The organism is Polyangiaceae bacterium, assembly GCA_016715885.1.
GTDB lineage: Bacteria > Myxococcota_A > Polyangia > Polyangiales > Polyangiaceae > Polyangium.
In genome coordinates this window covers 963,964-986,011 of record JADJXL010000015.1, presented here as the reverse complement: position 1 = coordinate 986,011, position 22,048 = coordinate 963,964, and the positions used below count along the sequence as shown (strand labels likewise).

At 59.1% G+C, this 22,048-nt stretch carries 17 protein-coding genes; 10 read left to right on the top strand and 7 right to left on the bottom strand.

Annotation, left to right across the window (positions count from 1 at the left end):
* Window positions 1-5 precede the first annotated feature (5 nt).
* From IPM54_17520 to IPM54_17500, 5 genes are all read left to right on the top strand, one after another.
* Window positions 6-1,460: a hypothetical protein gene (locus IPM54_17520; GenBank protein ID MBK9261592.1), complete on the top strand. Its 1,455-nt coding sequence runs from the start codon at window positions 6-8 to the stop codon at window positions 1,458-1,460.
* Entirely contained in the window at window positions 1,435-2,772 is a 1,338-nt protein-coding gene (locus tag IPM54_17515; protein MBK9261591.1) for a sigma-54-dependent Fis family transcriptional regulator, read from the top strand. Before IPM54_17520 ends, IPM54_17515 begins: the two co-directional genes overlap by 26 nt.
* A 220-nt stretch (window positions 2,773-2,992) precedes the next feature.
* On the top strand, window positions 2,993-3,940 hold the full coding sequence (locus IPM54_17510; protein MBK9261590.1) for a class I SAM-dependent methyltransferase: 948 nt from the start codon (window positions 2,993-2,995) through the stop codon (window positions 3,938-3,940).
* 79 nt (window positions 3,941-4,019) lie between these two features.
* Window positions 4,020-6,236, top strand: a complete 2,217-nt coding sequence (locus IPM54_17505) for a prolyl oligopeptidase family serine peptidase (GenBank protein ID MBK9261589.1) — start codon at window positions 4,020-4,022, stop codon at window positions 6,234-6,236.
* Window positions 6,233-7,162, top strand: coding sequence for a UbiA family prenyltransferase (locus tag IPM54_17500; GenBank protein MBK9261588.1), 930 nt, complete (start codon window positions 6,233-6,235; stop codon window positions 7,160-7,162). The genes IPM54_17505 and IPM54_17500 overlap by 4 nt, the downstream gene beginning before the upstream one ends.
* A gap of 1 nt (window position 7,163) precedes the next feature.
* Here IPM54_17500 and IPM54_17495 read toward each other — a convergent pair whose 3' ends face one another.
* From IPM54_17495 to IPM54_17480, 4 genes are all read right to left on the bottom strand, one after another.
* Window positions 7,164-8,012 (bottom strand): hypothetical protein, encoded by an 849-nt coding sequence (locus tag IPM54_17495; GenBank protein MBK9261587.1) that lies wholly within the window; start codon window positions 8,010-8,012, stop codon window positions 7,164-7,166.
* 55 nt (window positions 8,013-8,067) lie between these two features.
* Window positions 8,068-8,904: a dihydroneopterin aldolase gene (locus IPM54_17490; GenBank protein ID MBK9261586.1), complete on the bottom strand. Its 837-nt coding sequence runs from the start codon at window positions 8,902-8,904 to the stop codon at window positions 8,068-8,070.
* Window positions 8,905-8,971: 67 nt separating this feature from the next.
* Complete coding sequence (locus tag IPM54_17485; protein MBK9261585.1) at window positions 8,972-9,967, bottom strand: NAD-dependent epimerase/dehydratase family protein; 996 nt, start codon at window positions 9,965-9,967, stop codon at window positions 8,972-8,974.
* Window positions 9,964-14,715 (bottom strand): AMP-binding protein, encoded by a 4,752-nt coding sequence (locus tag IPM54_17480; protein MBK9261584.1) that lies wholly within the window; start codon window positions 14,713-14,715, stop codon window positions 9,964-9,966. The genes IPM54_17485 and IPM54_17480 overlap by 4 nt, the downstream gene beginning before the upstream one ends.
* Before the next feature lie 460 nt (window positions 14,716-15,175).
* On the opposite strand from IPM54_17480, the gene IPM54_17475 reads away from it, so the two are divergent.
* On the top strand, window positions 15,176-16,114 hold the full coding sequence (locus tag IPM54_17475; protein MBK9261583.1) for a DUF4351 domain-containing protein: 939 nt from the start codon (window positions 15,176-15,178) through the stop codon (window positions 16,112-16,114).
* A gap of 8 nt (window positions 16,115-16,122) precedes the next feature.
* Window positions 16,123-16,392 carry a DUF4351 domain-containing protein gene (locus tag IPM54_17470; protein MBK9261582.1) on the top strand — a complete coding sequence of 90 codons (270 nt, stop codon included), beginning with the start codon at window positions 16,123-16,125 and terminating at the stop codon, window positions 16,390-16,392.
* A 35-nt stretch (window positions 16,393-16,427) separates the two neighbouring features.
* Here IPM54_17470 and hutU read toward each other — a convergent pair whose 3' ends face one another.
* Window positions 16,428-18,101: a urocanate hydratase gene (gene hutU, locus IPM54_17465; GenBank protein MBK9261581.1), complete on the bottom strand. Its 1,674-nt coding sequence runs from the start codon at window positions 18,099-18,101 to the stop codon at window positions 16,428-16,430.
* A gap of 183 nt (window positions 18,102-18,284) precedes the next feature.
* On the opposite strand from hutU, the gene IPM54_17460 reads away from it, so the two are divergent.
* On the top strand, window positions 18,285-18,791 hold the full coding sequence (locus IPM54_17460; protein MBK9261580.1) for a hypothetical protein: 507 nt from the start codon (window positions 18,285-18,287) through the stop codon (window positions 18,789-18,791).
* Between the two features lie 46 nt (window positions 18,792-18,837).
* Here the strand turns inward: IPM54_17460 and mce are convergent, their stop codons facing one another.
* Together mce and IPM54_17450 are read right to left on the bottom strand one after the other, a co-directional pair.
* Window positions 18,838-19,260, bottom strand: a complete 423-nt coding sequence (gene mce / locus IPM54_17455; GenBank protein ID MBK9261579.1) for a methylmalonyl-CoA epimerase — start codon at window positions 19,258-19,260, stop codon at window positions 18,838-18,840.
* Window positions 19,261-19,285: 25 nt separating this feature from the next.
* Window positions 19,286-20,395, bottom strand: a complete 1,110-nt coding sequence (locus IPM54_17450; protein MBK9261578.1) for a MaoC family dehydratase — start codon at window positions 20,393-20,395, stop codon at window positions 19,286-19,288.
* A gap of 160 nt (window positions 20,396-20,555) precedes the next feature.
* Between IPM54_17450 and IPM54_17445 the strand changes: the two genes are divergently transcribed.
* On the top strand, window positions 20,556-21,011 hold the full coding sequence (locus IPM54_17445; protein ID MBK9261577.1) for a hypothetical protein: 456 nt from the start codon (window positions 20,556-20,558) through the stop codon (window positions 21,009-21,011).
* A 253-nt stretch (window positions 21,012-21,264) separates the two neighbouring features.
* Window positions 21,265-22,032 carry a hypothetical protein gene (locus IPM54_17440; protein MBK9261576.1) on the top strand — a complete coding sequence of 256 codons (768 nt, stop codon included), beginning with the start codon at window positions 21,265-21,267 and terminating at the stop codon, window positions 22,030-22,032.
* Window positions 22,033-22,048 lie beyond the last annotated feature (16 nt).

Here is a 22,048-nt window from a genome sequence, read left to right as displayed (position 1 = left end):
CCACCATGTACCGCAAGTCCTCGTCCTCTGAAAAACGCGCCCTCGAGCACCCGCCCGACGGGGTCGTCACGCCACCACGACAGAAGAATTACGCTCGTCACGGCATTCTCGCGACTGCGCTCCTCCTTGGCCTGACGCTCGTATTGACCACCTGGTTTGCCTGGCGCGATGCCGAAGCATTGACGGACACGGTGAGCGAAGGGCAAAGCGAGCTGTATTTGCGAGCGTTTCACGATTTCAGCAGCAATCGCCGACCGGAACACGCATTCCAAGCGGTCCTCGATACGTATTCGGAAAGTGGTCTTCGAGGTGCCGGGCGATTCGATGCGGAAGGCACATTCGAGGTGATGGCGGGGGAATTTCGTGAGCCATTGCCGAAAGCGCTCGGTCGGCCACATGGTAGAATGCTCGCACGCATTGGCAATCTTTATCGCATCATCGTGCACTTGCCGCCCGGAGGGCCGCCGCCGACACGCGGACGACCCGATGGGTTTCGGCCTCCAAGGTCTCCGCCGCCGCATAAGCGTTTTCCTCCGCCGCCGGGATTCGACGGCAATCCGCCGCCTGGAGATGGACCGCCATTCGACGGGGAACCTGGCATGGCGCCCTTCTTTGCGATGGCGTTCGAATTCGAGCCGCTTCTTGCCACGGGTCTCACGCAGCGCGCTCGAATCACGTTTTTCTTGTCGACCGGCGTGGCCGCATTGCTTGCTTTGGCTGCCGTCGTGCTTTGGCGAAGGGCCGAACGCGAAGAGGCCCTCGGGACGCGCCTGGCACAAGCCGAACGGCTTGCATCGCTCGGGACGATGAGCGCGGTGCTTGCACACGAAATCAAAAATCCTTTGGCTTCGCTCAAGGGCAATGCGCAGCTTTTAGCTGAATCGTTATCGCCGGAAAGTCGATCCCGTTCGCAAGCCGACCGCGTCGTCGAAGCGGCATTGCGGCTTCAGGGGCTCGTGCAAAACTTGCTCGACTTTGCGCGTGGAGGTCCGATTGAACGTGCCGAAGTGGATCCGGCGGAGCTATTGTTTCTCGCCGCCGAAGATGCTGCACCTGCCATAGCGCTCGAATTGGATGATGCGCCTCCGATGTGGTCGCTCGATGCCATTCGCATGCGTCAGGTGCTCGAAAATTTGCTGCGAAATGCATTGCAGGCGTCCAAACAGGGAATGGTCAAGGCCCGGGTGTGCGTCGATTCGGACAACCTCGTGTACGTGGTCGAGGACGATGGACCGGGGTTTCCAGTGGAAGATTTGGAGAGTGTATTCGAACCGTTTTTTACGACGAAATCGCGGGGGGTGGGGCTTGGTCTTGCCGTCGCCCGTCGAATCGTTTCCATGCACGGTGGTACGATAAGCGCGAGAAACAAAACCGAAGGCGGGGCCGAGCTCAAAATATCGATTCCGCGAATGCGAACCAGAGAGGAAAGTGCCAATGGCGCGGATTCTCGTAGTGGATGACGAAGAGGGGCTGCGTGAGTTCTTGTCCGATACGCTCGAAGCTGCGGGGCACACGGTGGAGCGAGCTGCGGACGGAGAAATGGCGTATCGCATCCTTGGTTCTCGAGCATTTCATGTGCTCGTGACGGACCTCAAAATGCCAGGCATCGACGGCATGGAGCTCGTGCGTCGCACGCGTCGCGAGCAGCCCGAAATGGAGGTCGTCGTGCTCACGGCGCACGGTTCCGTTGCGGGCGCGGTCGAGGCCATGAAACTCGGGGCGTTCGATTACCTGGAAAAACCAATCCCCAGCCCGGCTGCGCTTCGATTGGTCGTCGACCGAGCGCTCGAACGGCGTGGTCTTCATGCGATCGAGGAGCACGTAGCCGAAGCATCCGCTCCCCCACGGCTCGGTTATGGGTCTCGCGTCATGCAAGAGGTCGAAACGGCGCTCCGAAAAGTGGCTCCGACGGACGCGACCGTGCTGCTCCTTGGCGAAAGCGGCACGGGTAAAGAAGTCGCCGCGCGATTCCTGCATGCGCACAGCAAGCGGGCCAAAGGACCGTTTGTCGCGGTCAATTGCGCCACGCTTTCGGAACAATTGCTCGAAAGCGAATTATTTGGGCACGAAAAGGGAGCGTTCTCCGGGGCGATTGCGAAAAAACGGGGCAAACTCGAGCTTGCGGAGGGGGGAACGTTTTTCTTGGACGAAATTGGCGAAATGAAGCTCGAGCTCCAAACGAAGCTTTTGCGCGTATTGCAGGAGCGGCGATTCGAACGTGTCGGCGGGACGTGCTCGATCGATGCAGACGCCCGCTTCATTGCCGCGACGAATCGTGATTTGATGAGCGAAATCCACACGGGGCGATTTCGTGAGGATCTCTATCATCGTTTGGCGGTTTTTCCGGTACGCATGCCACCTTTGCGCGAGCGACCCGAGGACGTATCGCATTTGGCCGACGTGCTCCTTGCGCGCATTGCGCGCGATCTCGGGCGCCCAGGTCTGTCGCTCGACGAGCGCGCGCGTGGGGCCATCGTTGCCGCAGATTTTCCAGGCAACGTACGAGAATTGCGCAATGCGCTCGAACGCGCCGCGATTCTCGCCGAATCCACGAAGCTCACGCTGGACGACATCACACGGGTGCTCCATGGTCCGAGCCATGAAAAGCCTGCGCCGGTCGCAACGGATGCTCCAACCATGGAGGAGGCGGAGCAAACCGCGATTCGCCGAGCGCTCGCACAATGCGGTGGGAATCGGAAAAAGGCCGCCGAGCATTTGGGAATTGGGTTACGAACGCTTTACGAGAAGTTGAAAAAGTACGGCATAAGATGACCCGAGCACGGGTCGTTCGCGACACGTGCCTTGTCAAAGCCCGCCGCATCGGGCATTCTGCGCGACTGTTACCCGCTCGCCATCGGAGAACAACGTGCAAAACAAGCGGTTTGGTAGCGACAAGGCCGGTCTCGAAACACGTTTCGACGCGCAAAAAATTGCCTTTTCACCCATCGTATTTCAAGCCACGCGCCTCTTGCTGAAGACTGGCTTGCTGGACATGGTCGAGGATTGCGGCACCGTGGGTATGACTGCAGCCGAAGCAGCCCAAAAGTCAGGTTTGTCGGTATATGCGGCGACCATCTTGCTCGAATGCGGTCTCTCCGCGGATTTGTTCAAGTACGAGCAGGATCGATTCGTCATTACGCCGCTCGGTGCGTTCATTCGGCGCGACGACATGACGGCAATCAACATGGACTTCGTGCATGAAATGTGTTTTTTGGGCATGCATGCGCTCGAAGAATCACTCGAGCAAGGCAAACCTTCGGGATTGCGCGTATTCGGGCAATGGAGCACGGTGTACGAAGCGCTTGCACACTTGCCGGAGCCTGTCAAAACCGCGTGGCTCAGGTTCGACCATTTTTATTCAGATGCTGCATTCCCCGCAGCGAGCCGCATTGTTTTCGAGCAAGACCCGCGCAATTTGCTAGACATTGGTTGCAATACGGGCAAATGGGCCATGCGGTGTCTGGCGCACTCCCCCGACATTCGGGTTTCGCTCGTGGACCTGCCGGGGCAAATCGAAATGGCAATGGCGAATCTTCGCTCGAAAGGCTTGGAATCTCGCGCAACGCCCTGCCCCACCGACGTGCTCGATCCGAACGCTGAATTTCCGGGCGGATTCGATGCCGTGTGGATGAGCCAATTCCTCGTGTGTTTTTCCGAAGAGCAGGTGAAGTCCATTCTCACGCGAGCGGCGCGGGCCTTGGGTGCTGGTGGGCGTCTTTGGATCTTGGACACCTTTTGGGATCGCCAGCGATTCGATGCGGCAGCCTATTGCCTCATCAATACGTCGCCTTACTTCACGGCCATCGCCAATGGCAATAGTCGCATGTACCGATTCGAGGACATCTTGGCCATTGCCCAAAGCGCTGGTTTCGAGCTGCAATCCGCACACGACAACCTGGGCATCTACCATTCCCTTCTCGAGTTCGTGCCGCGCATGTGAACGATGCGCCGCGGCAGCATTCGTCCCCAATGCGCAAGTATCGATGGACGAGCGCTGCGAGCGCGCGTATAACGCGAACATGCGTCGCCAAGCTCGACTTCTGTTCGCTGCCATTCTCGTTGCCGGATGTAGCTCGCCAGCGCCAGCACTGGTATCGGCGCCGGCGCCTCGCCCGGCGGAGCGCGCCCCGATCACGTCGGACATGGTGGCCGTACCGGTCAAGAAAGGGCCACCAGTGGCCCCCGTGCGCGATGTTCGAGACGTGTATTTCGGCAAGGAGGTTTTCGATCCCTATCGGTGGATGGAAACCGATTCCGATGAATATACCACCTGGATGAAGGGGCAGGCCGACTTTGCACGCAGTGCCATCGACGAGCTTGGAACGCGCAATGCTTGGTTCGATCGAATCACGGCGCTCGACAATGCTGCAGCTCGAGTTCGCGGGGTCGTGCGACGCGGCGGCATGGTTTTCTCGCTCGAAGCCGAACCGGGGCAGGACATCTACGCGGTTTATGTGCGAACGAACCTCGATGCGCCCAAGCGGATGCTCATCGATCCGACGAAATTCGTCACGGATGGCAAGACCGTGGCGATTGATTATTGGGTTCCGTCGCCAAGCGGCTCGCTCGTTGCATTCGGGATTTCCCAGAGCGGCTCGGAAATGGCCGTCTTGCACGTCATTGAAACAAAAACGGGCAAGGTTTTACCGGACGTCATCGATCGTGCTCGCTACGCAGGCCCATCGTGGCTCGACGAAAAGTCGTTCTTTTACAAGCGCGATCGGAAACTCCCGGCGGATGCGCCAGCGACCGAAAGATTCACGAAAGCGCGCGTGTATCATCACGTGCTCGGGACCGATCCCGAAAAAGACGTGGCGCTTTTCGGTCACGGCGTCGTTGCGGGTATCGATGTCGGTGACGAAGCGTTTCCCAATGTAGGTGTTTACGAAGGCAGCCCTTATGCGTTCGCCACGCTCTACCACGGGGTGCAGCCGGACATGACGCTTTACGTGGCGCCAAAGAAATCGCTCGCTGGGGCGAAAACACCCTGGAAAAAAGTCTTCGATCCTCGCGATGAAGTTACGGATTTCGATGCGAAGGGCAATCACCTCTATCTCATCACCCATAAAAATGCTCCACGCTCGAAGCTACTCCGCATCGATCTGGGCAAGCCTGATTTGGCGAAAGCCGAAACGATCATTGCCGAAAGCGAAGCCATCATCAAAGGCACGGGGCTGGCCAAGGAAGCGCTATACGTAAGGAAGCTCGAGGCGGGTATTGGAAAACTTTATCGCGTACCATTCGACACGAACAAACCCGAACCTGTCGAAACAGGTCTTGCGGGAACCGTGGCTGGATTGTCGACGAACGAAAATATCCCCGGTGCGCTCGTGCGCATCGAAGCGTGGACGGCTTCCCCCAAACTCGTGGCTTTTGATCCTGCAAAGAAAAAAGCCGACCCGACGAACATCATTCCTCCGTCGCCGGTGGTTTTCGAAAGCATCGTGGCGACGGAGGTAAAGGCGAAAAGCGCCGACGGAACGACGGTGCCGCTATCGATCATTCATCGAAGGGATTTGTCACGGGACGGGACAAACCCCACGTACTTGAATGGGTATGCTTCGTACGGTAACGTATATGGCCCCTATTTCGAACCCACGGACTTCGCGTGGCTCGAAAGAGGTCACATCATGGCCGTCTGTCATGCTCGTGGAGGTGGGGAATACGGCGAGGATTGGCATCGTGGCGGAAAGCTCGCTACGAAAATCAATACGGTCCTCGATTTCATTGCTTGTGCCGAATACCTCGTGCAGGAAAAATACACCTCGCCAGCTCATTTGGCGGGTCAAGGCACGAGCGCGGGGGGCATTTTGATTGGTGGTGCCGTGGTGCGTCGTCCGGATTTGTTCGGCGCTGCCGTCATGCGCGTGGGTATGGTCAATGCGCTACGTTTCGAGCAAATCCCCATCGGGCCATTCAATACGAGCGAATTCGGCACGGTCGCGACGAAAGAAGGTTTTGATATGCTCTGGAACATCGACGCATACCATGCCGTCGTGAAAGGCAAAGCGTATCCTGCCGTATTGCTCACGACGGGAATTACGGACCCGCGTGTTTCTCCTTGGCAAATGGCAAAAATGGCGGCACGATTGCAAGCATCCACGTCGAGCGACAAACCGGTGCTCTTGCGGGTCGATTTCGGCAGCGGCCATGGCATAGGCACCACGAAAAAACAGCGCGCCGAAGAGCTTGCCGACACGTATGCATTCTTGGAATGGCAGATAGGAAAGAAGTGACTCAAACGATTCAGCCACCGGCATCGCCGACCTTCTCCGCATTCGCGGATGCGCTCGCCATTGCGCGATACCACATCATGCTCGTGGCGATGACCGCATGCGTCGTCTTCGGATGGCTCATGACGGGCCGCTATCTGCCGCTCCTTGCGCTCGTGGTGGGCCTCGACTGGTTCCTCATCAACCTGATGAACCGCATTACTGATATCGACGAAGACTTGAAGAACGGAATTCGTGGCACCGAACGAGTCGCCCGGCAAAAGCGTTTGCTCACGATGAGCGCTGCCCTGCTCATGGGCGGCTCGTTCATTGCAACGCACCTCGTTTGGCCGGCGCTCACGCCTTATCGAATTGCCGTGCAGCTCATCGGGTTGGGTTACAATTACAACATCGTACCAACGCCGAAGGGTTTGTCTCGTTTCAAGGGAATTTACTTTCTCAAAAACTTCGGTTCGTCGGTGCTGTTCGTCTTGACGTGCTTTGTTTATCCGCTCGTGACGAACGCCGATGCTCGAATCATGCCTTGGAGCGGGATTGTTTTTCTTGCGCTCTTTTTCGTGCCATTCGAATTGACGTACGAAATTCTTTACGATTTGCGTGATCTCGAAGGGGACAAGCAGGAGGGAATACCAACCTATCCGGTCGTTCACGGTCCCGAACGAGCCCGCCAAATCATCGATTTTTTGTTATGGGGATCCGCGACGATGCTCGTTATCGGCATTGGCTCGGGAGCGCTGGGCGTCCGCGAAGGACTGATGCTCGTTGCACCATTCACACAATTTATATTTTATCGCCCGCGTTATCGGCGCGGATTGACTTCACACGATTGCATCGTGCTCACGCACCTTGGCACGGCACAGCTCGTCCTTTACCTCGTGGGTACCGCCATATGGCTCTGGGCAGGAATGCCGGCGAATATTTATTTGTGAATCAATTCGCAAGGGCCGGCTTTCTCGTCGAGATATCGGTTGCCGCAAAGTACGGTATCGCCACGACCGCGGTATGAATCCATAGTGGAACATCCGTGGGAGCCGTCGAAACGAGCAGTGCAAAAAAGAGACTCGCTGCAACCATGCGCGGCAACGCCACGGACATGGGAATGGCCCCGCCGCGGCGTTTTGCGAGAATGACCAGGGCGAGGACGCCGGCACCTATGACGACGAGCCCCCACAGAGACGCATCGCCGAGAGGCTTTCTCTGCGCCCATCGAAAAAAGCCCCACCAGGTCAATTGAATGATTGCGTGCGCCATGAGCGGCGCTGCGATAATCGTGGCAATGGCGCGCTCGAGACGCGCTTTTTCTCCGAACGTGAACCGGCCCGAAAGTGCAAGATCTGCCCCGATTGCAAAATAACCCCAGCCGAGGATTCCAATGATCGGCACCCCAAGATGCCCTTGCTCGGCCCATGACCAGAATCCTGCACGCACGGCAATGACTTCCACGAGCGACGCGTCGAATGCAACGATGGCGAATACGACGAGCGGTCGCAGCCGCGTAATGGAAGGCCAAACCGATGCTGCGACATCGCGCGCCGATAAAATGACGAGCGGCCAGATGAGCGGCACGAGTATCGGCACGCGATCAAGCCGCAAATGCCAATGGGTCGCATAATGATAAAAGTCGTATATAACGACGCAGGTTTCTTCACCCATCCATCCGGCAACCGCCAATGCGCCATAATCCGTGAGCAAATCGGGCATTGGCCGATGACGTGCCATGAAGGCCAGCGTGAGTAGCACGACGACGACACAAGCAACTTCGAAGACAGGCAGAGGCACGAGGGCTAGGTTATCACAAGCGGGCGGACATTTCTGCTAGGTTCGTCTTTCCCTATCAAGCCTTTTCGCCGCGATCCGCTTCAGGGTAATACGACCGACCCGCAATCGTCACAAGCCCCTCGGCAGGCTCGGACACCTCCGCCGTATCGGTCGGAAGCGGCGCCGGGGAATTCACTCGCAGGAGCGTTTGGACGGTGTCCGTCGGATTGTCGTAGCGGCGCGGAAATTCATGCGGCCAATGAAAGGCGGTTCCTCGCGGAACGGGCCGCCCTTGGAGCAACAAACCTCCACCCAATATCATTTCGTGCTCCGACACGATTCGATGCACGTGCGTCGGAATGCTTGCCCCAGACTTCAGCCGAATGCGACAAATGCTCAAATTGGGTCGATCCGCATCCATTCCTGGGACGCGAACGATTGGCCCCTCGTGAATCACATCCACCCAGCCAAACGGTTTTTCCTCTACGCGATAATGCATCTCGGATGCCCGGCGCGTCACTTCGAGCGCCGGGATGGCTTGTCCTGGCAATGCGCGTGGTTTTTCTAGACGCACCGTGACTGCTTGTACTTGCGCGCGATGCGTATCCCGTGTGGGCGGCGCGAGCAGGTATCGCGCAAGCGCATTGGCGGCATGCTCGAGCATCCGGAAGCGGCAGCTTTGCAAAAGAAAGTACACCTCGCCGGCGATGCGCGCATAATCCACGGTACCTTCGATGCCTGCGTCCGCCGTCGCCGGTCGCGTATCCAGGTACAGGAACAGCTCGATGAGCAGCGGTTGAGGTTCCTCGCGCTCGTGCCGGTACACGCCGACGATGCAATCGATCGACATGCTGGAAAGCGAAATGCAATCCAGCGGTCGGCCCTTGTCATCGAGAAGCTGCTTTTGGCTCATGGCTCGAGAGGCAGGACAAACGTAACAGCCCGAGCGGCATCTCGCCAGCGGCAAAACGACCGAGCGTTTACGGCGTCGGCCACACGACCCCTCGCGCTCGGAGGTCTGCCACGGTGTCGCTCAACGTTTCAATCGCGTCGCGCGGCGAGAAATCGATCTCTCGCACGGCTTTGCTCGCATCGAGGTACCAATAATGTTGCGCCATTTCGGCGCTCACTCGGTCGAGCGGGCTTTCCGTTTTCAGCTTCCGAGCAACCCGATCCATGATTTCCGCACCTGCCTGCGCGAGCAGCAAACTCTTGGGCGCTTTCATCGTGGGAGCATCGACACCGGAGACTCGAGCGAGCATTCCAAAGAAAACATCGAACGTCAGGTTTTTCGCGCCAAGCAAATAACGCTCGCCGGGACGTCCCTTGGTCATCGCGGCCGCCATCGTGATCGCGGCATCACGCGCATCGACGAAGGACAAACCGCCCGCAGGAACCATTGGCACGCGCTGCTCGATGAATTTGACGACATCGCCCGTGGACGAGCCCATGACGTCACCTGGTCCAAGAAGCAGCGATGGATTGATCGAAACGACTTCGATGCCTTTGCCATTTTGCTCGAGCGCAGCGCGTTCGGCATACAGCTTCGACCGATAATACGGCCAGCGTACGAGAATGCCCTGGGGCACCGGCGCCATCTCGTCGATGATTTTCGGTTCCGTACTGACGGCAACCGTGCCGCTCGTGCTTGCCAAAACGAATCGCTTTGCGCCTGCTGTGCGCGCCGCATCGAGCACTACTTTGGTGCCATCGACGTGCACTCGAAAAAGCGCATCGGCATCTTCGGGTTTTCGGGAAACTCGTCCGGCGCAATGAAAAACGCCTTCACAACCAATCACCGCTTTACGCACGGCATCGGCTGATAAAACGTCCCCCAGCTCGACGGAAACGGCCTTCGGTAAGTCCGTAGGCTGCTTGCGGCAGAGCGCAACGACGTCATGGCCACTCGCGAGCAAAACGTCGATCAGGTGACGACCCAGAAAACCCGTGGCACCGGTGACGAGGTAGCGGCTCATGCCAGATCAAATACCTTTTGGAAGGTTTGTAGCAGAGAGATGTCGTTCGACTTGACTTGTCCCGACATGAACTCCATTGGACTCGGTGTGTACGCCTCGCGAACGATTTTCATGAAGATATCGGGCGAGGTCTTCAGGACGCAATCGGCCTGGCCCGCACCCTCGGGTTTGCCCATGCGCGCTTCGCATTTCGCGGATTCTACGCGAAGCGTCCACTTCGCCTCGTTTTCGTTCCCAAGCGTGAAGTAATACGTCACCGGCGAAGTTACGCGACCTGGGACGAACTTGGTTTCGAGCTCCCGGAAAAGCACCACGAGCGGGTGTTCCTGCTTGGGCAACGCATCCTCGATCTGATTCAAATTGCGAATGTCGAGAACTTTGCCCTCCTTCAGCAAAACGACCGCTTGCCTCGCGAGCTCTGCGACTTTGCGCGACGCAACCGCTGTTTTCATGCCCGCCGTCAGACGCCGCAATTCGCCAACTTCGAGCGGCGGACCAATTCGCGCCACGATGTCGCGCCTTTTCAATACGGCATTCCCCTTCGGCAATGCTTCGTACGTGCCGCCCAGCCAAATCGGCAATATGTCGACCTCGTGATGCAGCGCCAAATGCCCAATGGCTGCACCGAATTCGTGGATTTGCCCATCGGTGCTGCGAGTTCCCTCGGGGAAAATGAGAATCGTCGATCCGCGATCGAGCAAGTCTCCTGCTTGACGGAGAGCCTGGCGCAGTCCTCCTTTGCGATCGAACGGCGCAAGATTCGTCAAATTCTCGAAATATGCTCGACGCCACTTGCCAGATTCGAAGAAATAATCCTGCGCAGCAAGAGAGACGAGATCCGAGCCGTACGGGCCCAGGGCATACTTGACAAACCCCATGTCGAGGTGGCTTGCGTGGTTCGACGCGACAATTGTATTACGATTGTGCGGAATGAAGGCCCTGCCCGTCACCTTCGGCCGCATGACGCGGTCATAAAATCCCTCTTGCGCCTTGCCCATGAAGCCCTTGACGAGGTCTGCGATGGGCTTCGGAATCTTGATCGATTCCTCCTCGTTTTCGGCCGGCTCCGCCCCCTGGATCTCGTGCGCTGCTTGCCCGCCGAGCTCCACGACGAGCGCCTCGACGTCCGCCACGGTATCGCATCGACCGAGTTTGTCCGTGTCGAGCGCTCGGCCTACCTGCGCTTCGAGCGCCGCGGCGAGCTCCATTGCCATGAGCGAATCGAAACGCAGGTCCGCGCGCAAATTCATCGTCGGAGATAGCTCGGCGGCCTTCTTGTTCGCAATCGTCGCAATCGCATGACGTACGGACGCATTACCGCTGCCTGTCGCACCGGACGCCGCCGGGGTCGCCGATGCATTCGCCAATCGCGCGAGAACGGTTTTGACTTCGTTTCGCTTGACCTTGCGCGTCGCCGTGCGCGGCAAGTCGTGATCCCACAGGTGCACGACCGACGGTTGCGCGGCTTTCGGCAAAGATTGAAATGCATCACGCAATGCTTTCATTGCCCGCTCGTGACGCTCGGCGCGCGATGGCGACGGCTTCTTGTCCGTGTCGTCCGACCCTTCCGATTCATCGCGCTCGGGTACGGCGAGACAGGCAACTCGCTCGCCGCCTTGTCCATCGTCGATGCCCACGATCGCCAATTCGCGGACATGCGGCGTGCCTCCAAGCATATTCTCGACGTCGTCCGGATACACGTTTTCGCCGCTGGTCGTAACAATGACGTCTTTTTTGCGACCGACGATGACGAGTTGCCCGCGCTTGTCGAATTTTCCGAGGTCGCCCGTGTGAAGCCAACCATCGGCGTCGATCGTGGCCGCGGTGGCTTCTTCATTGCCGGCATATCCGAGCATTACGTTCGGGCCGCGAGCGTGAATTTCGCCGACACCATTCGCATCCGGATTGGCAATTTTGATTTCGACGTTCGGAATGGGTTTGCCCACGGTGCCGGGACGCAACTTGGGCGACGCTTTCGCAACCGTGAGCACCGGCGCCGCTTCCGTCAAACCATATCCTTCACTGAGCGGCAAACCGAGGCCCCGGAATACGTTGGCCGTATCCTTCGGCAGCGCAGCCCCGCCAGAAATGAGATAACGCACGTTGCCACCGAGCGCATCGTGCACCGAGCCGAAGAACATACGGCCGAGGTTCATGCCGGCCTTGTCACCGAGCATTCGGTTGAGCTCGAGGCCCCAATCGAAAACGGCTGCTGCGGCTGGTCCTTGCTCCTTTACACGCGCGACGATGCGCCGTTCGAGCAATTGCCAAAGGGCGGGAACACCCACCATGGCGGTAATGCGGCCCTGCTGCAATCCCTTGGATACTCGCTCGCCGCTCAATTCCCCGACGTAAATGATTCGCGTCCCGCGTGAGAGCGGCAAGAGCATGCCGCACGTGAATTCGAAGGTGTGATGCAGCGGCAACACACTCAGCGCTCGATCGTGCTGCGCGAGCGGGAAAATGGGACCGAGCGCTGCGACGAGAGCCGTGAAGTTATCGTGCGACAACATGACGCCTTTCGGATCACCCGTCGTGCCGCTCGTATAAATGATGCTCGCAATGTCGCTGCCATTGATTTGGAGGTCCGGCGCCGTGAGCGACGCAGGCGCATCGGGGTCGGCAAATGTCGCAAGGTCGTACACCGTCAATTCCGGATGCAGTGCCCGCGCCCCGCGTCCACCCTTTGCTTCGACCGTAGCATCCCAAAGCGCCACTTTCGCGCCCGACGAGCGCACGATGTTACCAATTTGACGAGCCTCGAGCGCCGGATCGATGGGAACTGCAATGGCACCAGCGCGCAGAATGCCGAAGTAAGCAACGGGCCATGCTGGTTGATTGTCGCCGGAAAGAATGACTTTATCGCCGGGACGAACCCCAATGGCCGCAAGGCGAGCTGCCGTTTCCAGCATTCCATCGCGGAGCTCGCGGTACGTCGTGCGCGTAAGCCCCTCGTCCGTGAGCAGTTGCAATGCCACGGCGTGATCATGCCGCTCGGCAGCCTCGTCGATGATATCGATGAGCGTGTCGTATTTGCGCAGGGCCTTGAGCTCTTTGCGTTGTTTTTCGTCGATGAGCGGAAAAACCCACTTTTCGAGGCCCGGAATGTGAATTTCCCACATCCATTTGCGCCAATCGAGCTTTTCGGGTTCCCAGAAAAACTTTTCACGTTCCTCGGGGGGCATGCGTGCAATGGCGGCACGCGTGTTCGCACACGAAAACACCCAGTCTGCTTCGGCCGTAAATGGCAAGAAGAGATCAATCACGTCGCCGAGCTTGTCTTCGTTACGCGCGGCGCTTTCGAGCGCTTCGGAGACGGGTTTCAGCAAGGGTCTCACGGGTCCTGCGGCCACTTTCCCGAGGACGCCGCTGGCCGTACGCATTGCGTTCGCGATAGCGTGCGCGCCGCGCGACTGATATTGCTTTTTGGTCAAACCGATGGTGTCGAAGTGCGCTTTGACGTGATCGAGAAGCGCGCTCTTCTTGCCGTCCCGCACGAGCTGGCGCTTGTAGAGACTGATGAGCTCGTAATAACGATTCATCTTGCACGCATTCGTGTCGGTCGTGCCGTATTGGTATACGGGTGCGGCTTTACCCTCGAGCAATTCGCAAAGCGACGCGATCATGCCGCTCGTGACCATATCGCAAGGAATGATGTCGAGGTGCACGCGGGGATCGCCGGGTAATTGCACTTGACCCGAAATGGCCATGTAAATGAATGGGGCGCTCGTATTGACGCCCTCGTTCCATCCCGGCACCGGATACATGCTCGACGATTCGATGACGGCGGGCCTTACGATCGTAAAAGGTACGCCGCTCGCTGCGAGCACCTGTTCGCCGATGCTTTTCGTGTACGTGTAGATGTTGGTCCAGCCCCAGAAGTGCGCGCGCTCGGTGCCCGCTTCGATGAGTTGCCGTTCGATGAAGCGGCGTTTTACCTTGGCAAGCTCGTCTTCGAGCGCTTTGCCGCGACATGGTTCCTGTCGCGCCTGAAGGTTGGCCTTGGCTTCGTCGAGAAACGCGCTTTGGCGGAATGCGTCTCCACCGCGATGGCGTGCCTGCTTGATGAGGTCGAGGCATTCGTCGATTTCGCGCTGCGGATCCCAATGCGAACGATCGAGCGTGCGCTTTTCGATGCCCGCACCGAACCACGTTTCCCCCTGGGCACGCGGAAATGGCACTTCACGCGGATCGACTTCTTCGATGAGCCCCTCGCGATAGCCTGCAACATAGCACGTGCTCGTGTGCATGACGGGCGCACCCAAGCGTTTGGCAAGTGAAACGAGGTTCGTCACGCCGAACGCGTTGACCTCGAGCGCTTCGTCGAGCGGTGGGTTGAAGTCGACGACGCCGGCGACGTTGACGACCGCGTCGATGGTGCCGTCGATGCGCGCGAGAAGGTCTTTGTCGAGACCGCACTCGGGCATGACGATGTCGCCTGCGCAGGCCGTGATCTTTTCGGCGATCCACTTCTCGAACTCGGCGCCGGGATGCGCTTCGCGTACCGGATCGAAGCAGGGAGACGATGCGATTTGCGCCCAGAAACGTTCTTCGGCGGTTTGTCCGGCCTTGGGCCTGACGAGCAAGTACAAGTGGCCGATGTTGGGAAAGCGATGCAGGAGCATCGATACCCAGACCTTGCCGAGAAAGCCGGTGCCACCGACGACCACCAACCGTTTGCCGGCGAGGATGCGCGAAGGGAGCAGCGGGGTGACGTTGGCTTCTCCGTTCGTGTCCGTCTCGCTCATGTGAAATCGCCTCGTTTGCCGCGTGGAAAGGCCACCAAAAAGGCGCCTCGTGCTGTGCATGCCGCTCGCATGCAGCGCTCGGCGGCGAGAGGATTTCCGGTGCTTCGCCGATCAAGTCAAGACCAAAGCCGACGCGAACGAGGGTACGCAACAAACGCGGGCGGATTTGGTGATGGAGCCTCTCGAGATGGTGACCTTGAAACCGAAGGCGGACCGAGATCGCTCTAGGGCAAAACAAGCGCAACACGCAAGCGTTACAAATGGATTGACAACCGGGGCGAGCTGTGCATCGCGCGTCACGCGCCCAGTGCAGAACAGATGGGCTCGTGGATGGTTAGTATGTGCTCAAATTAAATGCATGACCGCTTGCTCTCGCGTGAGTCGGCGACGTTTGTCTTTACCGAGTGCGAGAAGAAGAAATGTTTACCAATGACAAACAGGATTGTACCATGACGCACTCATGCACAACCGGCTCGATCAATACACGAAAAACCTCTTGCGTGATGCGCTGAGCCTTGTGTGCAAATTGCCGGAGACCGAAGTCGAGGTGCTCGCGGCGACACAGAAAATCGATGTGTACGCAACGCCCGACCCCACGCGCGAGAATGAACGAAGGCAGCTTGGGCTACTGGGAGAACTGTCCTGCGAGCCGAGCATGTTCGAGGCGTTCAGTCTGACGCCGTGTCTCGCCCGCATGCGGCGCTGTTTGTCCAAGCAATTGATGTGGCACCACGAGCTGGAACGGCGAGCGCGGGTCGCCTCGAAGACGGAAGAAGAAGCGGAAGCAACTTCCGCGCAATTGCCAGAAATCGTGGCGTTTCCGAGGCTCGTCGTGGTTGGTCCCGGTCGACCGGAGACGGTGCTGTCCGTGTACGGCGGAAGCTTGGTTCGTCCGGGCGTGTACGAGCTCGTGCAGGGGTTGTGTACGTACGTCGTCGTCACGGCCGAGCTGCCTCGCACGCGTGAAACGCTGCTGTTTCGCTTGATGGGCCGCGGCCGAGTGCTCACTTTGGCGCTCGCCGACTTGAAGGCGCTCCCGAAAGACGCCTGGGAGCACAACATCGTCATGCCGCTTCTGATACACTTCCGCATCGACGTCGAACTGTCGGTTGCGAACGACGAGGGACCCATGAGTGCAGAGATCCGAGCGTGGTTCGAGGACTACAAAGACAAACTGCGACAAGAAGGGCGCGACGAAGGGCACAAGGAAGGACACAAGGAAGGGCACAAGGAAGGCGAACGCAGTATGCTCTTGCGCCAGCTCCGCATTCGTTTCGGCGAGGTGCCACCTTCGATCATCGCGCGCGTCGAAGCTGCCGATACGCGGCTGCTCGAGAAGTGGGGCGAGCGCGTCATCTGTGCACCGACGCTCGCCAACGTCTTCGACGACGCGAACTGAGGCATCCCATGAGTGCAGAGATCCGAGCGTGGTTCGAGGACTACAAAGACAAACTGCGACAAGAGGGGCGCGACGAAGGGCGCAAGGAAGGGCGCAAGGAAGGGCGCAAGGAAGGCGAACGCAACGCGCTGTTACGTCAGCTCCGCATTCGTTTCGGTGAGGTACCACCTTCGATCATCGCGCGCATCGAAGCTGCTGACACACGTCTGTTCGAGCAGTGGATCGAACGCGTGATCTTCGCACAAACGCTCGCAGACGTCTTCGACGACACCAACTAGGTTGCCTCGACAAACCGCCCTTCGACAGCTCGCGCTCACGCCCTGTGCGGCACGTGCACGCCCTTCTCCTCGGCCACGCGGATCGCCGTTTCATACCCCGCATCCGCATGCCGAATGACGCCCATCGTCGGGTCGATCGTGAGCACTCGCTCGAGCCTCTTCGCCGCCGCATCCGTTCCATCAGCGACGATGACCATGCCCGCGTGCAGCGAATTGCCAATGCCCACGCCACCTCCATGGTGAAAACTCACCCACGAAGCGCCACCCGCCGTATTCGCAAGCGCATTCAATATGGCCCAGTCCGCAATTGCATCCGACCCATCCTTCATCGCTTCCGTTTCGCGAAATGGCGATGCCACGGACCCACAATCGAGGTGATCGCGACCAATGACGATCGGCGCCTTGACTTTGCCGGTCCTCACGAGCTCGTTGAAGGCAACGCCCACCTTGGCCCGATCGCCCAACCCGAGCCAACAAATGCGTGAGGGCAATCCTTGAAATGCCACACGCTCTTGGGCGAGTCGAATCCAGCGCGCAAGGTCCGGATCGTTCGGAACTGCTTCGAGAACGGCTCGATCCGTCTCCAAAATATCCGCCGGATCCCCCGATAGAGCGACCCATCGGAACGGGCCCTTACCCTGGCAAAACAATTCTCGAATATATGCTGGGACGAACCCTGGAATGTCGAAAGCTCGCTCGCATCCGGCTTCCATTGCACACGTGCGAATGTTGTTGCCGTAATCGAATACCTCGGCACCGCATTGCGCCATTTCGAGCATCGCCTCGACCTCGACGCGCATCGATTGTTTGGCACGTGAAACATATTCTTTCGCATTTTTGCCGCGAAGCGCAGCCGCCTGTTCCAGCGACAAACCCTGCGGAATGTAACCCTTGAGCGGATCGTGCGCCGCCGTCTGCTCGGTCACGAGGTCCGGCACGACGCCCCGCCGTACGAGCTCGGGGAAAATGTCCGCCGCATTCCCGCAAAGCGCAATCGATATCGGTGCTCCCTTTTCAACCGACGCTTCGATGGCCGCAAGCGCTTCGTCGAGATTGTCGATACGCCGATCGACGTAACGCGTCGCAAGCCTTCGCTCGATGCGCGTCGGATCAATTTCGACCGCCAAGCACGACATGCCCGCCATCGTCGCCGCAAGCGGTTGCGCACCGCCCATGCCACCAAGTCCCGCCGTCAGCACCCAACGCGAGCCCGCGCGTCCCGTGCGCGTCGCGTGAGCATTGCGTGCCGCGACAAACGTTTCGTACGTGCCCTGCAAAATCCCTTGCGTGCCGATGTAAATCCACGAACCCGCCGTCATCTGCCCATACATGATGAGCCCGAGCTGTTCGAGCCGGCGGAAGTCGTCCCAGGTGGCAAAACGTCCCACGAGATTCGAATTGGCAATCAATACCCGCGGCGCATCCGGATGCGTGCGCACGCGACCTACCGCCTTGCCGGATTGCACGAGCAACGTCTGGTCGTCCTCGAGCTCTTGCAGCTCACGCACGATGACGTCGAACGCTTCCCACGAACGCGCGGCCTTTCCCGTACCACCGTAGACGACGAGATCTTCGGGGCGTTCCGCAACGTCGGGATCGAGGTTGTTCTGAAGCATTCGCAGCGCTGCTTCTTGAAGCCACCCTTTGCACGAAAGAGTCGTCCCACGAGCAGCACGAACCATGCGAGGACCGGATGAATGCGTCGACATCTTGGCTTTCGGGTGTAACACGATTGGCCGAAAATTCGACACGCCACGGGCACGTCGCGCGAACAAAAGGCCCGCTTCACGCGGGACTTTGATATCCTTTCAAGGAAGCCCTCGGACGCTCGCGACAACGCGAAGATCTTTCGCGCCCGTACCGTCGATCACGATGATTTCAGCGGTGAGTGCATGAGCGCAGAGCGTCCCAATCACCCAGCTCCCACGAAAACGGTGCTCATCGTCGGCTTGAGGCGCGAGGCGGTCGAACGAGCCTCCGAAGTGCTCGAGCCGAGCGGTGCTGAAGCGCGCCTGACGACGATGACCAAACTTCGAGAAGACACGGCGCAACTCAAGCCTGTCGTGCTGCTCGTCGACGCGTACCTCTACGACTTCGATCCACACGGGTTCGAAGCGCTCGCTCGTGATGCAGGAGCGAAGCTCGGCGTCGTGAAGGATTCAGCCGAGGCCGTGCATCTGCTGAAGCGCGTCGTGAGTGGAGCGAATCCGAGCGGCCTTTACTTGGCCGGTGAGCCGAACGCGACACAGGGCAAGCTGGAGCTCGACACCGCAAAGTACGACGCAAAAACGATCGAAGAGACCGTGGAGCGCATGGGAGCGAAGCGCCTCGAGCTCGACACCGCAAGGTACGACTCAAAAACGATCGAAGCGGTGCTCGAACGCATGGATGATTCGTGAACGATCCATCCTAGAGGGTGAACACGACGCTAGTACAAACCGCGAATCATTCGGCCGCGGGCGCGTGCGCTGGTTCCACGAGCTCGACGAGCACTCCGCCGGTCGCTCGTGGGTGAACGAACGCGACCTTGTGGCCACGAGCCCCCACGCGCGGCGTCTTGTCGATGAGGGGAACGTTGAGCGAGTCGAGCAGGGCGAGCACAGCCTCGATCCCTTCGACTTCAACCGCAACGTGATGCAACCCAGGCCCGCGTTTTTCCAAAAACTTTGCGAGTCCTTCATTGCCCTTCGGCTCGATCAGCTCGACGTTGCTCGATCCGACCGGCAAGAGGATGACTTCGGTCTTTTGAGAAGCAACGATTTCGCGATCCGTGCCCTCGATGCCGAAGACCTGTCGCCACTTTTCGAGCGCGTGGTCGATGTTGTCGACGGCAACGGCGACGTGATCGATTCCTTTGATTTTGAACATGTCCGCACCACCCTTCTCGCGGCTATCATGCGCGCTCTGCGCGTTTGCGCACGAGAAGCGTGCGCGTGATTTCCACGGCCTTTTCGAGAACACGCCCCGACGACTTGCCAAGCTCCGGCGTGAACAGATCATCGCCGCGTTCGAGCAGCACGCGAGCGGGCGTGTTTTTCAGGCCCACGATGCGCAGCGTGACGAGGCCCGCGTGCGGCCCTCGATCTTCTTTCGCGAGCACCGAGCTGGCGGCATAGAGCGTATCGCCCGCAAGAACACCGCTCGGATGCGCGCCATCGTCGAGGCCGAAATCCCAGATGGCATTGCCCGCCGTATCGCGGCTCGTCAGAGCCAAGACCCAAGCGAGCACCAGGCCTCCGAAGACGACGCGCGTCTTGGCGAACGAGTGTTTCTGGCAGTATCGCTCGTCGAAATGCAGGGGATGCGAGTTGCGGCAGAGTGTCGACAACTGCATGTGCTCGGCTTCGCTCACGGTTCGACCAACCTCGTGCGCGTAGACGTCTCCCACGGAAAAGTCTTCCCAGTACGTCGGAAAGGATCCGAGTGCTGGGTGTGAGGGCAAGTTTCGGAGCAGGTGCGCCGGTGCGCGAGCAAGCTCGTCATTGGACACGTCGTACTCGGCGACGACGGGTGGCGCTGCTTGGCTCGAAGGATCGACGGAACGCAGGGCACGAACAAGTACTTTGCGCTCAAACGAACAGACGATGTCGCCGCGTTGGTTGCGCACTTCGGTGCGAACGTGCACGACACCTTTTTCGCCGGTCGAGACGGGGCGCATGCCAATGACGCGCGAGCGAGCGCTGACGGAATCCCCTGGAAAACAAGCGTTGGGAAAGCGGACGGAGAGGTACGCGAGGTGCGCGATGGCTTGTTCGCTCACGTCATGCACGCTGAAGGACAAACCCAGATTGAGCAGGACGAGAGGGTGGACGGGTCTGTCCGGAAAACCGAGGTTCGTCGCAACACGCTTGCTCGCGTGGGTGGGAATCGCGTCTTGGAAGGACGCGGCGAAGAAGGCGAGCATTCCTTCGTCGATCGTGACTTCCCAGGGGTGTTCATACACGGCACCGGGAACGAAGTCGTCGTAGTGTCGGCCGTAACGGATCGTGTGGAGCATGCGAATCGTCGTTGGCAAGAGGGGGCGTTTTCGAGGGCGAGCATGACACAACCCACCGCATTGTGGTGGACGAGCGCCCCAAACAATCTCTCGACGACATTTCGCCCACCGGCGCGAGCGCTGATATGCTGCGGCGGCGACCGGACGAGCTCCGGGAACTCATTCGATGTCCTTCCAATCACGCGACTCGACCTTCCGCACGATACAGCAGCTTGGCGAGCTGTTTGGTCGCATCGTTGGTCTCCGACGAGCAGGCAAGCTCGATGAAGCAACCAAGCTGCTGCGTGACGGTGCAATCGTGCTGTTCGGGCCGATGTGGGACAGCCTTGGCCGACGTGAATCATCGGGAGCAGCGATCCTCTTGGGGACGCGCGAGAAGGTGTCGGCGTACGCGATGTTCATCCAGCATCAGGCGGAGATCGACGAGCTTCGAAGCGATGTTTGGAAGGCGCGTGATGGGTTTCGCCGCGCGCTCGAGCTGCATCTCGAAGCAACGCGACTCGGTGCGGACGTCGATGCGGCAACACGATCGGCGATTCGCATGTTGAAACCACGCGTGGATCTCGACCGGCTCACGAAGATACATCGAGCGCAGCTCGAGCGAATCGTGGGACCGACATAGCATTCGCGCGTGCTGCTGGTAGAATACAATTCTCGACATTCGAGCACGATTATCCATGACAAACCATTTGCCACTTTTCAAACTCGTGCGTTCCTCGCTTTTGCTGCTCTCGCTCCTGCTCGTTTCCGCATGCAAAGAAGACAAAGTGGTGACGCCAGCCCCGATGATGGCTGTTTCGGCTGTTTCGGCGGCGCCGTCGGCATCGGCACGCGCGGCGCCCGCCGCGGGATCTGCGCCCTCATCCTGTGGCGAAATGGGATGCACGCTTTTCGACACGCCCGCGGATGCTTTTGCATCGATACTGGCGGAAAAGCCGCTTGTGATTGGCATTGGGGAATCGCACGCGCCGAAGGGGGCGGAAGGGGTCGTTTCGAGCACCAAACGATTCACGGAAACCTTTCTCCCGATGCTCGTCGACGCGAAGCGGGACACGGTGGCCAGTGATATCGTGCTGGAGATATGGGTCGCCGAGGGCCAATGCGGGAAGAAAAAAGAGGCTGCGGTCGCGGAAAAACAGAAGCCGGTCACGCAGGGTCAAGCGAAAACGAATCAGAATGAATACGTCGCGCTCGGGGACGCGGCACACGCGCGCGGGATCAAACCGCATATTTTGCGTGCTCCATGCGCGGACTACGACAAAATCCTCAATGCCAAAGAGGACGCGGTCATCGTGATGCTCGAAATGATCGCCCGGCTCATGAACGAAAAAGTGACGGCGCTTTTGACGCAGCAGGCGGACGCGGGAACGGAAAAGATGGTTCTCACCTATGGGGGCGCCATTCATAACGATATCGTGGCGCGAGAAGGTCGCGAGAAATGGACGTTCGGGCCCGACTTATCGCAAAAGACGAAGGGACGTTACGTCGAAGTGGACTTGGTCGTCCCGGAATACATCAAAGACAACGACGCTTGGAACGCGCTTCCTTGGGTGCGGCACTTCAACAAAGATGCGCACCCGTCGAAGACGACGCTGTTTCGCCCCGCTCCCGGGTCCTTTGTGCTCGTCTTTCCTCGATCCTGACATTTGACGTGCATTC

What these genes read in the sequence shown, in the direction of transcription:
- IPM54_17520 (MBK9261592.1), top strand. Translation starts at nt 6, where the DNA reads ATGTACCGCAAGTCCTCGTCCTCTGAAAAACGCGCCCTCGAGCACCCG.
- IPM54_17515 (MBK9261591.1), top strand. Translation starts at nt 1,435, where the DNA reads ATGGCGCGGATTCTCGTAGTGGATGACGAAGAGGGGCTGCGTGAGTTC.
- IPM54_17510 (MBK9261590.1), top strand. Translation starts at nt 2,993, where the DNA reads ATGGTCGAGGATTGCGGCACCGTGGGTATGACTGCAGCCGAAGCAGCC.
- IPM54_17505 (MBK9261589.1), top strand. Translation starts at nt 4,020, where the DNA reads ATGCGTCGCCAAGCTCGACTTCTGTTCGCTGCCATTCTCGTTGCCGGA.
- IPM54_17490 (MBK9261586.1), bottom strand. Translation starts at nt 8,904, where the DNA reads ATGAGCCAAAAGCAGCTTCTCGATGACAAGGGCCGACCGCTGGATTGC.
- IPM54_17485 (MBK9261585.1), bottom strand. Translation starts at nt 9,967, where the DNA reads ATGAGCCGCTACCTCGTCACCGGTGCCACGGGTTTTCTGGGTCGTCAC.
- IPM54_17480 (MBK9261584.1), bottom strand. Translation starts at nt 14,715, where the DNA reads ATGAGCGAGACGGACACGAACGGAGAAGCCAACGTCACCCCGCTGCTC.
- IPM54_17475 (MBK9261583.1), top strand. Translation starts at nt 15,176, where the DNA reads ATGCACAACCGGCTCGATCAATACACGAAAAACCTCTTGCGTGATGCG.
- IPM54_17470 (MBK9261582.1), top strand. Translation starts at nt 16,123, where the DNA reads ATGAGTGCAGAGATCCGAGCGTGGTTCGAGGACTACAAAGACAAACTG.
- hutU (MBK9261581.1), bottom strand. Translation starts at nt 18,101, where the DNA reads ATGTCGACGCATTCATCCGGTCCTCGCATGGTTCGTGCTGCTCGTGGG.
- IPM54_17460 (MBK9261580.1), top strand. Translation starts at nt 18,285, where the DNA reads ATGAGCGCAGAGCGTCCCAATCACCCAGCTCCCACGAAAACGGTGCTC.
- mce (MBK9261579.1), bottom strand. Translation starts at nt 19,260, where the DNA reads ATGTTCAAAATCAAAGGAATCGATCACGTCGCCGTTGCCGTCGACAAC.
- IPM54_17445 (MBK9261577.1), top strand. Translation starts at nt 20,556, where the DNA reads ATGTCCTTCCAATCACGCGACTCGACCTTCCGCACGATACAGCAGCTT.
- IPM54_17440 (MBK9261576.1), top strand. Translation starts at nt 21,265, where the DNA reads ATGGGATGCACGCTTTTCGACACGCCCGCGGATGCTTTTGCATCGATA.